Genomic DNA, 12,637 nt, shown 5'->3' with positions numbered 1-12,637 from the left:
CCGGATGGTTACTCCTCTGGCCCTGAAGGCGGAACGGGCGAGGGGGAGGACTCAGGTGGCGGGGAAACGCTTTGCGGGCGTCTTGCTGGCATGTGTCACGGGCCTGATGGTGGCCTGTGGAGGCTCCAGCGCGGACAACGGTGGACCGGACGCACCCGGGCCGGGGGACGAAGCCCCGGGTCCCAGCCCCTCTCCCACTCCAGACGGCGGGCAGACCGACGCGGGCCTGCCGCCCCCGGGAGACACCGACGGCGGGACGCCGGACGCGGGCCCGCCTCCCGTCGAGACGGACGCCGGCACTCCGGACGCGGGGACTCCGCCGCCGAAGCCCACCGTGTGCGCGCCCACCGCGGGTGAAGCGCGCTGGGTGCAGGAAGGCGAGCCGGTGACGGCCACCGTGACGTGCGGCACGGGCCACAAGGCCACGGACGTGCGCTTCACCGTGGACGACCTGCCGCAGGGCGCGAGCTTCGACGAGCCCACCGCCACGCTGCGCTGGACGCCCACGCGGGCCCAGTCGGCGGTGTGGAACCTCGTCCTGCGCGAGCGGAGCACCGGCGAGACGGGCACGCTCAAGGTGGGCGTGGCGCCGAACATCGTGGCCTCGGACAAGGTCGAGTTCGCGGACCCGGCGAAGTACACGGAGGAGTACGGGCTGCCCGTGTTCCACCTGTCCTTCGAGGGCACCCTCACCTCGGGCGGCTACCGGCCCGCGCAGCTCGTCTACCGGGGGCGCCGCTTCGAGATGGAAGCGCAGTACCGCGGGGCCACCTCCAGCGTGTTCCCCAAGCGCAGCCTCACCTTCAAGTTCAAGGACGAGGACCTCTTCAGCGAGCCCGTCTTCGGCGGGGACTTCAAGGACAAGAAGCGCGTGGTGCTCATCACCACGTTCAATGACAACTCCTACGTCCGCGCGCGCCTGGCCTTCGACCTGTGGAACCGGATGGCGCCGGACCACGTGAAGGTTCGCACCTACAGCGCGGTGCTCTACATGAACAACCGCTTCATGGGCGTCTACACGGTGGCGGACCACGTGGACAAACGCCTCATGGCCGCGCACGGCATCTCCAAGGACGCGGACCTCTTCAAGGCCGTGGACAACAACGCCAACTTCTCGCGCCTGGCGAACGACGGCACGCCCAAGTCGCGGCTCAGCCTGGGCTTCGAGAAGAAGGAGGGCACGCCCGAGGAGGGCAAGCCCCACGACTTCGACACGCTGAACGACTTCGTCGCCTTCGTGGCCGACTCGGACGCGGCGGCCTTCCGCACGGGCTTCCCGCAGCGGGCGAAGGCGAGCGACTACGAGGACTGGTGGATCTTCAACACGCTCATCCTCGGTACGGACTCGCAGGGGAAGAACTCCTACCACGCCTATGACCCGGCCACTGGTGGGCCGTGGCGCTTCATCCCGTGGGACCTGGACGCGAGCCTGGGCCAGAACTTCGACACCACCCGCTCGTCCCCCACCGCGCGCCCCACCTTCGAGGGCGACAACCTGCTCTTCAAGCGGATGCTGGACGAGCCGACCATCGCCGGGCCGATGCGCGAGCGCTACCGCAAGCTGCTGCGCGAGGAACTGAAGCTGGAGACGGCGCTCTCCCTCATCGACGGCTACGTGAAGGAGACGGCGCCCGCCGCGAAGCGCGACTGGGCGAAGTGGGGGCCGAAGTACAAGAGCTTCGCCCCGCCGCCGCCAGCGCCGCCGGAGCACGGCTACGGCAACTTCCCCGCCTGGCATGCCCGCCAGGACTTCAACGAGTACGAGGGGGAAGTCGAGTACGTGCGCCAGTGGGTGAAGGCGCGCTGGCCCGCGCTGCAGGAGCGGCTGCCGTAGAGGGGCGCAGCCGCTCAACGATTACTGCCGCCGCTGGCTCTCGAGGTTCTCCGTTTCATTCTGCGAGCCTCATTTGCGAGCTACCGCGACTTCGCGGGCCAGTGCGACGAACGCCGTGTGAGCGGCCGAGGAATTGCGCCGGCCAGGGTAGTAGAGGCAGAGCCGAGCGAGCTCCGGTGTCCAGTCCTCGAGCACGCGAACGAGGCGTCCCGCTTCGATGTCGCCTCGCACGTCCGGCTCCATGAAGAAGCCGAGTCCGATGCCCTCCAGGACTGCGATCCGCGAGAGGCTGGCCTCGTCCAGCGTGATGGGCCCCGTCACATCGATCAGGGCCGTCTGCCCCCGCTTACGGAACTCCCACCGGAAGAGGCTGCCGTTCGGCAATCGCACCCGGATACACCGATGACGGAAGAGGTCCGATGGGACGCGCGGCCGACCGTGCTTCTTCAGGTACGCCGGCGAAGCGACGATGGCATGGCGTTGGGGCTCTCCAAGCGGAATTGCAATCATGTCGGTGGGCACGAGGTTCGCCATCCGCACGCCGAAGTCGAACCCCTCGGCGACGACGTCGACCAGCCGGCCTTCGGTCACGACGTCGACATGCACGTCCGGATGGCGGCGGAGGTACTCCAGCACCAGCGGCGCGAGGATCTCGCGCGCCGCTGTCGCAAATGTGTTGATGCGCAGCATGCCGGACGGCTTTGCCTGCTGGGAGCGAGCCGCGTCCATCGCGCCGCGGATGTCCGCGAGTCCCGGAGCCACTTGTTCGACGAACGCTCTGCCGGCGTCGGTCAGCGAGACGCTGCGCGTCGTGCGGTTGAAGAGGCGGACGCCAAGATGTGCTTCGAGCTTCGCGATCGCGCTGCTCATCGCCGTCGTCGACATCCCGAGATCGAGGGCCGCGCCGCGAAACGAGCTCCTGCGAGCGACGGCGAGGACGGCATCGAGATCATTCAGTCCGGGTTGATACATCGATAGTCCTGTAAGTCGGGATGTCACATCCTACTTTGTCCCTATTGAGCGGGCAATCGCGCGGGCTTACGTCTTGGGTCATGACAATGCCCCCATCAATACGAGCCTATTTCGACGCGGACAGTGCCACGCCGCTCCACGCCTTCGCGCCTGATGCCGTTGTCGAGGATGAGGGACATCGGCATGTCGGGCATGCGGCCATCGACGAATGGTGGCGTGACTCCCAGGTGAAGTATCAGGCCGTCGCGCAGCCGCTCGAGGTGAACGCGAAGGACGATGCCTGCGAGGTTCGCGCGAAGGTGACGGGCCAGTTTCCCGGCAGCCCCATCACGCTCACCTTTGCGTTCCGGATGAAGGGCGATCGGATTTCGGCTTTGAGCATCGGCGCGTGAGCCGCGCTGTCCATTTCAACCCTGCGGAAGGAGATGACGTGATGAGAGAGCTAAACGGCCGATCGCGATGTTCGCACGACCTCAGGCGGTGCGCCTGAGGTCCCCTCGGCGCAGGCTTGGACTGGCAGAGCGCTGGGCGTTGCGTCCGGAGAGGTAGGCCTGCACCCGCTCCATGAGGCGGGCCAGGGTGCGGCAGCGGTGATTGCGGGTGACGTTGGCGTGCAGGTCCAGCCACACCCTCTCGATGCGGTTGCCCTCCGGGCAGTACGGCGGCAGGAAGTGGAGCACGATGCGCCCGCCCAGCTGCGCGAGCGCCTTGAGCGTCTTCTTGCTGCTGTGGACCGAGGCGTTGTCGAGGATGAGGTGGATGCGACGAGCCCGTCGGTACTCGCCCGCCAGGCGCCAGAGCAGCTGGATGAAGAGGTCACTGGCCTTGGACTTGCCCTCGACCCACGTCAGCTTCCCCGTCCTCGCATTCAGAGCTCCGGCCAGATAGCGCTTCTGGTTGTTGCCGGGCGTCACCACCACCCGGCGCTGACCGGGCAGGCACCAGTCGCGTCCCACCTTGGGATTGAGGTGGATGTCCACCTCGTCCACGTAGAGCACCGGCTCCTCGGGCGGGGTGTACCTCTCCAGGCACTTCAACTCGTAGAGCCGGCGGCGGCGCTTCCACCCCGGCCAGGGGCACTGGACGATGGGTTTGGCTGCCTTGAGCCGCGCGCCGAGTGAGGCCAGAGCCCGGCCCATGGTCGCCACGGACACGCGCGGCATGCCTCGGCGCTCCAGCTCCAGGCACAGCAACTCCCGCGTCCAGGTGGGCCGGCACCAACCCCAGTCCTCGGGCGTGCCCACCAGCACGCGCGAGAGCTTCTCGCGGAATCGGTCATCGACCTTGGGCTGGCCGTTGCCCTTTCGCCTGTCCCGGAGGGCTTCGCGCCCGCCTTCCCGGTAGCGACGCACGGCGCACACGACGGTGGAGGTGGCGCACCCCAGGAAGTGAGCCGCAGCGCTGCACGACTCGCCGCGCGCCACGGCGGCCACCGCCATGCACCGCCGCAGGGTGAGCGGGCAGCCGCTCAGCTCGCCCCAGCGTAGCAGCGCCTGGCGCTGCCGACGCTTCAACCAGAACCTACCCTTGCCCTTGGGCAGGGCCTTCTCGCTCTCAGGTTTTCTGCGCACACAGAGCCGAACGGGAAGTGCCCCTGCCGCCTCTTCCCGTCTGCTCCGCGCCTGCTCGCTCTCCAACCGCGATCGACGATCGCGAACGTTGGTTTACAACGGTGCTCGTGGAGGCTGATCGTGCGAAGCAAGTAGCGCAGCCCTGAATCGGTCCGTCCCGTGGCACAGGAGCAAGGCAGTGCGCTGCGGAGCCCACAAATTGGGACTATGGGCACTCCACTGTCGATGGACTTGAGACAACGCATTCTCGAGGCGTACCTGGCGCACGAAGAAACGTGGGAAGAACTTGCCAAGCGGTTTCGGGTAGGGGTCGCGACGGTTGATCGGCTCGTCGGCCGCTGGAAGCGCACCCACTCCATCGCTCCGCTGCGTCCTGGCCCGCGGCCCCACTATCGAATCCCGGATTCGCAACTCGCCAAGGTGAAGCGGCTGCTGGATGCCAGCCCCGACAGCACCACCCAGGAGATTGCGGATGCCTACGCCAAGGCGACAGGCGTACGGGTGAGCCGCCCTACCATGGGACGTGCCTTCCGGCGCCTGGGCTACACGCGTAAAAAAAGTCGCTCCTCGCCTCCGAGCGGCGGCTGGCGAAGAGTCGCCAGGCGCGACGGCGGTACCTGGATAAAGCCTCCGAGCTGAAGCCTTCGCAGCTCCACTTCATCGATGAGACCGCCGCCACCCTCACCATGACTCGCCGCTATGGGCGTGCTCAACGAGGGCAGCGAACACGCGGCTACGTACCGATGGGCCGTCGGCAGGTCCTCACGATGATTGGGGACCTGACGCTCCAGGGGATGGGGCCCGTGCTGACCTTCGAGGGCGCCACCAATAGCGAACGCTTCGAGACCTACGTCCGAGAGGGGCTACTTCCCGTCCTCAAGCCCGGCGACGTCGTTGTCTTGGACAACCTCAGCGCCCATCACCGTCCCGCAGTCGAGTCGCTCGTTCGCAGCCGCAAGGCCCATCTCCTCTTCCTGCCGCCTTACAGCCCCGACCTCAACCCCATCGAGTCGTGCTGGCTGAAGGTGAAGACGCGCCTGCGGGCCATCGGCGCGCGAACCCACGCCGCCCTCATCGAGGCCATGCGCGAGGCGCTCTCCACCGTGCGGCCGCAGGACGCGGCCGCCTGGTTCGCCTACTGCGGCTACCCGCCTCAACCGCCGTGATCACCGTGCTAGAGGGTAAGCGCGCGCTCGTGACGGGCGGAACGAAGGGCATCGGCAAGGCGGTGGTCGCATGGCTGCGCGCGGCCGGCGCGACGGTGCTGACGACCGCGCGGGAGGGAACGGGCGAGGGCTTCATCGCCGCCGATGTCGCCACGGCCGAGGGCTGCGCGCGCGTCGTGAAGGCCGCCGGAGCAATAGACATCCTGGTCCACGTCGTGGGTGGAACGTCGGCGCCGGCGGGCGGTTTCTCCGTCCTCGACGACGACGCGTGGCAGAAGACGATCGACCTGAACCTGATGGCGGCGGTGCGTCTCGACCGGGCACTGGTCCCCGGAATGCTCGAGCGCCGGAACGGTGCGGTCGTGCACGTGACGTCGATCCAGCGGCAGATGCCGCTTCATGATGCGACGACCGCGTACGCCTCGGCCAAGGCCGCACTCTCGAACTACAGCAAGGCCCTCTCGAAGGAGGTCGCGCCGCAGGGCGTGCGCGTGAATCGCGTGTCACCGGGCTGGGTCGAGACCGAGGCCTCCGTCGGATTCATGAGCGAGATCGCGGCGAAGCACGGCACCGACGAGGCGGGCGCGAAGGAGCTCGTGATGCGCTCGCTCGGCGGAATTCCTCTCGGGCGCCCCGCGCGTCCGGCCGAGGTCGCCGAGCTGATCGGGTTTCTCGTCTCGGACCGAGCGAGCGCGATCACCGGGGCGGAGTACGTGATCGACGGCGGGACGGTGCCCGTGAGCTAAGTAGGTCGCCAGAAGTTCCGAGACAAATTCCGGCCGCATGCACAGCTTCCGGGGCATGCGACCGGCAAGGAGCCCTGCCGAACTGGGGCTGACAGCATACGACAGGCGGAAGCTGGAGCGGGCGCTGCGGCAGGCACGCGATGCCCGCCACTTCCGTCGCCTTCTGGCCATCAAGCTCATCGCCGAGGGCAAAAGCCCTGGCGAAGCTGCCGCACTTGGCGGCCTTGAGTCGGCCAGCTGTCTACTTCTGGTTGGAGCGCTACCTGAAAGGGCGCACTCCCTCAGCACTGGTGGATGCCCCGCGCTCAGGTCGGCCCAGAGCAGCCCCGCGTCTGTCCTCCAAGCGTCTGCGCAGGGTAGTACGCGCCAGTCCAGAGAAGGCAGGCTGGGCGAGCCATGGTTGGACGGTGCCGTTGCTATGCACTCACCTCCAGCGCAAGGGTTCGAGGTGTCGCCCCGCACGCTGCGCCGACGGTTGCATGCGGCAGGCCTGGCGTGGAAGCGGCCGCGGTACGTGTACGCGACAGCGGCGCCTCACCCGGGGCAGAAAAAGGGGGTCTTGTTCGCCGTCTGAAGCGGCTCAAGCGCCAGTGGCCCCGCGCGGTGCTGCTCGTCACGGACAGCACCGTGCTGCGCTGGTTTCCGCCGCTGCGCGCGGTGTGGGCTCCGATGGGCGAGCAGCCGCTGGTGAAGATTACCGGCGAAAATGCCAAGCGCACTCTGTGGGGCGCCATCAATCCGCGTACCGGCAGGCGTGTCGTCATGGCGACCCGGCGCGGCAGACAGGAGGACTTCATGGTCTTCCTGCGTGCACTGCGCGCTGCCTATCCCGGTCGCCCCCTGCTGCAGGTGCTCGACAGAGCCAGCTGTCACACCGCCCAGAAGTCTCAGCGGCTCGCCGCTCGTCTTGGTATCCACCTCGTGCTGCTGCCCAAGCAGCGCTCGGACCTCAACTGCATGGACCACCTTTGGCGTCCGCTCAAGCAGCGCGTGTCGGCCAACCGGCAGTACCCGACGGTGGAGCAGCACGTCGACGCCGCCATCCAGTGGGTGCTGGGCCTCTCGCCCCAGGACGCCCTCCGCAAGGCAGGTTGCCTCGCCGAGGGCTTCTGGCTGCGCGATTTGTTAGAGAACTTCTGGCGACCTACTTAGAACTGCGCCCAGCCCGGCACGCGCGGGTAGGGAATGGCGTCGCGGATGTTCTGCAGGCCGCACATGTAGACGATGAGCCGCTCGAACCCGAGCCCGAAGCCCGCGTGCGGCACCGAGCCGTAGCGGCGCAGGTCGCGGTACCACTGGTAGTGCTCGGGCTGCAGGCCGAACTTCTTCATGCGCGCGTCGAGCACGTCCAGCCGCTCCTCGCGCTGGCTACCGCCGATGATTTCGCCGATGCCGGGGGCGAGCACGTCCATCGCGGCCACCGTCTTCCCGTCCTCGTTGATGCGCATGTAGAAGGCCTTGATGGCTTCCGGGTAGTTCATCACCACCACCGGCCGGCCCACGTGCTCCTCGGTGAGGTAGCGCTCGTGCTCCGTCTGCAAGTCCTTGCCCCACTCGGGCGTGTACTCGAACTTCTTCTTGGCCTTCTTCAGGATTTCGATGGCCTCGGTGTAGTCGATGCGCTCGAAGCTGGAGTTGATGAACTTCTCCATGCGCTCGATGACGCCCTTCTGCACGCGCTCCTCGAAGAACTTGAAGTCCGGCGCACACTCGGTGAGCACGGACTTGAAGACGGACTTGAGGAAGCGCTCCGCCAGGTTCGCGTCCTCGTTGAGGTCCGCGAAGGCGATCTCCGGCTCGATCATCCAGAACTCGGCCAGGTGGCGCGTGGTGTTGGAGTTCTCCGCGCGGAAGGTGGGGCCGAAGGTGTAGACCTTCGACATCGCCATGGCGTAGGCCTCCACGTTGAGCTGGCCGGAGACGGTGAGGTACGCCTCCTTGCCGAAGAAGTCCTTGTGCCAGTCAATCTTGCCTTCCGGCGTGCGGGGCGGATTCACTGCGTCCAGCGTGGAGACGCGGAACATCTGCCCGGCGCCCTCCGCGTCGCTGGCGGTGATGATGGGCGTGTTGACCCAGAAGAAGCCCTCTTCGTCGAAGAAGCGGTGGACGGCCTGGGCCGCCTTGTGGCGCACGCGCGTAATCGCGCCGAAGGTGTTGGTGCGCACGCGCAGGTGGGCCACGTCGCGCAGGAACTCCAGCGTGTGCTGCTTGGGCTGGATGGGGTAGGTGTCCGGGTCGTCCACGAAGCCCAGCACCTGGACCTCGTCGGCCTGCACCTCGAAGGCCTGCCCCTTGCCCTGGGACTTCACCAGCGTGCCCCGGGCGACGACGGAGCAGCCCGCGGTGAGGTGGAGGATCTCCTTCTCGTAATTGGATAGCGTGGCCGGGGCGACGACCTGGATGGGGTCGAAGGTGGAACCGTCGCTGACGTTGACGAAGCTGATGCCCGCCTTCGAGTCGCGCCGGGTGCGCACCCAGCCGCGGACCTCGACCTTCGCCCCCTCCTCCACCGCGCCCGCGAGGACCTTCTTCACACTGACGACCTGCATTGACGCTCTCCCTTGAGCCGATTCAGGGAGGCGAGTTAGCCGTGGGCCGGGCCAGAGGACAAGGGCGGAGAGGACCCGAAGCGCCCGGAAACCCCGTCCGGCAGGCTGTCCCCCGGCCTGGAACCGGCGGCGCCAGGGGCCTCACCACGGGCCGGAAACCGGGGGGCCCTGGACTCCCCCCTTCCCCACCCCACCCGGAGGCCCTCCCGGGGGCTTCCAGGGGCCCTGGCGGGTGCCTGGACGGCCACCGAGCATGTCAGACCCCACGGGTATCTTCTTCCCATGGCCGCCAGAAAGGGGCCTCGCACTTCCCGCAGAACTTCCACGCCATTCGCGGGCCCCCTGGGCCTGCCCTGGCCTTGCCATACCTGGAGAGTCACATGACCACTCGCACCAAGTCCAAGCGCAACGTCGTCGCCCGCAACCGCTCCGCCGAGGCCACCAAGGCCGCCTTCGACGACCTCGCCCGCAAGGCCCGCAACAAGCCCGTCGTCGTTTCCAAGGAGCAGGAGGCGCGCGACACCCACGCCAAGAATGTCCTCGCCGACGTTTCCGGCCTCACCGCCGAGACGGCCGTGAAGAAGGTGACCGAGGCGGGCCTCACCATCAACAAGACGCTGGCCGGCATCAACGAGCAGGTCATCTCGCTGGTGGAGGAGCTGAAGCAGCTCGACGAGGCCATCCAGCTCAAGACGGAGGAGCTCAACGGCCTGCACGGCAAGGACGTGGCCGCGAGCGCCATCGACGTGCTGGTGGCCGAGTACGACAAGAAGAAGGCGGAGCTCGAGGCGGAGATGGAGCGCCTCCAGAAGGACATCGAGGACACCCGCGCGAAGGCCGCCGCGGAGCTGGCCACCGAGCGCGAGGCCGCGGAGCTGGCCCGCAAGCGCGCCGAGGAGGCGTATTCCTACGACACCCAGCAGCTGCGCAAGAAGGAGCAGGACGCCTTCGCCGAGGGGCTGCGCCAGCAGGCCGCCACCGAGCGCGACCGCAAGGAGAAGCTGGAGAAGGAGTGGGCCACGCGTGAGGAGGCCCTGAAGCTGCGCGAGAACGAGCTGGAGACCCTGCGCAAGCAGGTGTCCGAGTTCCCGCTGGTGCTGAAGAAGGAGACGGACACGGCGTCCGCGATCGTGGGCAACCGCGTGAAGTCGGAGTGGGAGCTGAAGCTGACGCTCGCCACGAAGGACGCGGAGACGGCGCAGCGCGTGGCCAGCATGGAGATTGCCTCGCTGAAGGACACCACCGCGAAGCAGGCGCAGGCCATCCAGACGCTCCAGGCGGAGCTGAACGAGGCGAAGCGCCAGGTGCAGGCGATTGCCGAGAAGGCCCTCGAGTCCGCCTCCGGCGCCCGCGCGCTGGCCGAGGTGCAGGGCGTCATCCAGAGCCGCGAGTACAACAAGGGCAAGTAGTCACGGACAGCCGTCCTGGGTGCACCGGACCCCGCGCTCTCCTCCCACGTGGGAGGAGAACGCGGGGCGCCGTGCTTGCACGTGGCGGATGCTCCACCCGGGTGACTGAGGCAATCCGATGACGCACTCGGAGGGCCCTGGGTTTCACCCGTGGAAGGTGGAGGTCTGCTCGTCGCTCGCGTCGGCAGGCGCGGGGCGACTGCGCGAGCGGCGCGTCACGGGATGTCCGGGTTGTGACATAGGATGCGCGGCTCATCCGGAGACTTCATGGCTCGCGCTGAACGCCGTTCGCGTCTGTTGTTGCTCGTACCCATCCTCGCATTGCTCTCGCCGGTGGCCTGCGGCGACGACCCATCGAACAACACGCCGGACAGCGGGACGCAGGTGACGGACTCCGGCACGCGTCCCGGCGACAACGACGCCGGCACGACGGACTCGGGCACCGGGGGTACGGACAGCGGCACGGGAGAGACGGACTCGGGCACGGGGACGGACGACGCAGGCACGGGCGCGGACGACGCGGGCACGGATGACGCAGGCTCCGGCCCGGTCGACAGCGGCACGGGTAATACGGACGCGGGCTCCGGCTCGGTCGACAGCGGCACCGGCAACACGGACGCAGGCTCCGGCCCGGTCGACAGCGGCACGGGTGATACGGACGCGGGCTCCGGCCCGGTCGACAGCGGCACGGGTGATACGGACGCGGGCTCCGGCCCGGTCGACAGCGGTACGGGTGACACGGACGCGGGCTCCGGCCCGGTCGACAGCGGTACGGGCGACACGGACGCAGGCTCCGGCCCGGTCGACAGCGGCACGGGCGACACGGACGCAGGCTCCGGCCCGGTCGACAGTGGCACGGGTGACGTGGACAGTGGCACCGGCGACATCGACGCGGGCCCTGGCGACACGGACGCCGGCACCGACCTCGACGCTGGCACCGGCGACACGGACGCAGGCACGGGCAACACGGACGCCGGCACCGACGGCGGCGTGGCCTGCATCCCCAGCGGCTATGACCCGGGCCCGGGCAACCCGGACGTGGTCGCCGACCCGACGGTGGACATCCTCGTCCGCCTGCGCGCCATCCCCGGACTCACCGTCCAGGAGAACCCCAACGGCAACAATCTCCCCTCGGGCTACCGCTTCTTCATCATGCGGTACAACCAGCCCGCGGACCACGCCCACCCGGAGTGCCAGCGCTTCGAGCAGCGTCTGACGCTGCTGCACACCTCGGCCACGAGGCCCATGGTGCTCTCGACGGGCGGCTACTACGTCTCCCAGTCTCCCGGCCGCTCGGAGCCCACGCAGCTGCTCGGCGCCAACCAGGTCTCGGTGGAGCACCGCTTCTTCCCGCCCAGCATCCCGGAACCCGCGGACTGGAGCCAGCTCACCATCCGCCAGTCCGCGGATGACTTCCACCGCATCGTCCAGGCGCTCAAGCCCATCTACACCGGCAAGTGGGTCTCCACCGGCGGCAGCAAGGGCGGCGAGACGGTGGTGTTCTTCCGCCGCTTCTACCCGGACGACGTGGACGCCACCGTGGCGTACGTGGCGCCCATTGCCCGCCGCGACGACGAGCGCTTCCCGGCCTTCCAGGCCGGAGTCGGTGGGGATGCCCAGGTGGTCTGCCGTGAGCGGATCTGGGCCTTCCAGCGCGAGGTGCTCTCGCGCCGGGAGCGGATGCTCGCCCTGCTGCAGGCCTATGCCCAGGACACGGGCCTGACCTACACGCACCTCGGCTTCGAGCGGGCGCTGGAGCACGCCGTCATCGAGACCTACTTCGCCTTCTGGCAGTACGACGCCCCGTCGCGCTGCAGCCAGAACATCGCCGGAACCACCGCCTCGGACGAGGCGCTGCTGGCGACGATGGACAGCGAGGTCGGCCTGAGCAGCTTCTCCGACCAGGGCATCAGCGGCTACTGGGCCTACTACTACCAGGCGGCGCTGGAGCTGGGCTGGCCCCAGCCCTACGAGGCGCACCTCGGCTCGCTCATCCACTACCCCGGCACGGACACCGGCGACGTGTACTCGCCGCCCGGCATCCCCTTCGTCCACCGGCCCCAGGCCATGGTGGACATCCAGGACTGGGTGTCCTTCCACGGCCAGCGCCTGATGTTCATCTACGGCGGCCTGGACCCGTGGACGGCCGCGGCCTACTCGCTGGGCAACGCGCAGGACTCGTACTTCTACCTCGTCCCCGGCGGCAACCACGGGGCGCGCATCGTCCAGCTCCCGTCGGACCAGCAGCAGGCCGCGAGGGCCACCCTCAACCGCTGGATGGGGCTGTCCACCCTGAAGTACGCCCCGCCGGTGACGCTCGAGGAGGAGCCGCCCCTCTACGGGCCACGCCTGCCGCCGCGGCTGCGCGTGGACGAGCTCCCCTGAGCGGA

General features: G+C 68.4%; 11 protein-coding genes and 1 pseudogene. 9 read left to right on the top strand and 3 right to left on the bottom strand.

The genetic code is table 11. The annotated features are described in order from the left end of the window. Window positions 1–106 precede the first annotated feature (106 nt). Window positions 107–1,834, top strand: a complete 1,728-nt coding sequence (locus ACX9TP_RS12910; protein ID WP_482982161.1) for a CotH kinase family protein — start codon at window positions 107–109, stop codon at window positions 1,832–1,834. A gap of 69 nt (window positions 1,835–1,903) precedes the next feature. Here the strand turns inward: ACX9TP_RS12910 and ACX9TP_RS12905 are convergent, their stop codons facing one another. Continuing rightward, window positions 1,904–2,806: a LysR family transcriptional regulator gene (locus tag ACX9TP_RS12905; RefSeq protein ID WP_482980014.1), complete on the bottom strand. Its 903-nt coding sequence runs from the start codon at window positions 2,804–2,806 to the stop codon at window positions 1,904–1,906. 80 nt (window positions 2,807–2,886) lie between these two features. On the opposite strand from ACX9TP_RS12905, the gene ACX9TP_RS12900 reads away from it, so the two are divergent. Further along, the gene (locus ACX9TP_RS12900; RefSeq protein WP_482980013.1) at window positions 2,887–3,198 is read left to right on the top strand and encodes a nuclear transport factor 2 family protein; all 312 of its coding nucleotides are present in this window, start codon (window positions 2,887–2,889) and stop codon (window positions 3,196–3,198) included. An 81-nt stretch (window positions 3,199–3,279) separates the two neighbouring features. Here ACX9TP_RS12900 and ACX9TP_RS12895 read toward each other — a convergent pair whose 3' ends face one another. Then, window positions 3,280–4,320, bottom strand: coding sequence for an IS630 family transposase (locus ACX9TP_RS12895; protein ID WP_482979987.1), 1,041 nt, complete (start codon window positions 4,318–4,320; stop codon window positions 3,280–3,282). Between the two features lie 264 nt (window positions 4,321–4,584). Between ACX9TP_RS12895 and ACX9TP_RS12890 the strand changes: the two are divergent. From ACX9TP_RS12890 to ACX9TP_RS12870, 5 genes and pseudogenes are all read left to right on the top strand, one after another. Beyond that, window positions 4,585–4,701: pseudogene (locus ACX9TP_RS12890) on the top strand (hypothetical protein); the annotation flags it as partial. 96 nt (window positions 4,702–4,797) lie between these two features. Continuing rightward, entirely contained in the window at window positions 4,798–5,016 is a 219-nt protein-coding gene (locus tag ACX9TP_RS12885) for a winged helix-turn-helix domain-containing protein (protein ID WP_482982373.1), read from the top strand. Next, window positions 4,962–5,543 (top strand): IS630 family transposase, encoded by a 582-nt coding sequence (locus ACX9TP_RS12880; protein ID WP_482982160.1) that lies wholly within the window; start codon window positions 4,962–4,964, stop codon window positions 5,541–5,543. Before ACX9TP_RS12885 ends, ACX9TP_RS12880 begins: the two co-directional genes overlap by 55 nt. A 29-nt stretch (window positions 5,544–5,572) precedes the next feature. Continuing rightward, window positions 5,573–6,289 carry an SDR family oxidoreductase gene (locus tag ACX9TP_RS12875; protein WP_482980012.1) on the top strand — a complete coding sequence of 239 codons (717 nt, stop codon included), beginning with the start codon at window positions 5,573–5,575 and terminating at the stop codon, window positions 6,287–6,289. A gap of 495 nt (window positions 6,290–6,784) precedes the next feature. After that, window positions 6,785–7,441 (top strand): transposase, encoded by a 657-nt coding sequence (locus tag ACX9TP_RS12870; protein WP_482980011.1) that lies wholly within the window; start codon window positions 6,785–6,787, stop codon window positions 7,439–7,441. Here the strand turns inward: ACX9TP_RS12870 and asnS are convergent. Further along, a complete protein-coding gene (gene asnS, locus ACX9TP_RS12865; RefSeq protein ID WP_482980010.1) occupies window positions 7,438–8,838 on the bottom strand; it encodes an asparagine--tRNA ligase in 1,401 nt (466 codons plus the stop codon). The two genes, ACX9TP_RS12870 and asnS, sit on opposite strands and share 4 nt — an antisense overlap. A gap of 380 nt (window positions 8,839–9,218) precedes the next feature. On the opposite strand from asnS, the gene ACX9TP_RS12860 reads away from it, so the two are divergent. Together ACX9TP_RS12860 and ACX9TP_RS12855 are read left to right on the top strand one after the other, a co-directional pair. Next, window positions 9,219–10,247, top strand: coding sequence for a kinetoplast-associated protein (locus ACX9TP_RS12860; protein ID WP_482980009.1), 1,029 nt, complete (start codon window positions 9,219–9,221; stop codon window positions 10,245–10,247). A 267-nt stretch (window positions 10,248–10,514) separates the two neighbouring features. Then, window positions 10,515–12,632: a S28 family serine protease gene (locus ACX9TP_RS12855; RefSeq protein WP_482980008.1), complete on the top strand. Its 2,118-nt coding sequence runs from the start codon at window positions 10,515–10,517 to the stop codon at window positions 12,630–12,632. Window positions 12,633–12,637 lie beyond the last annotated feature (5 nt).

The organism is Pyxidicoccus sp. M15 (assembly GCF_056858435.1).
This window is presented reverse-complemented; position numbering and strand designations above follow the sequence as displayed.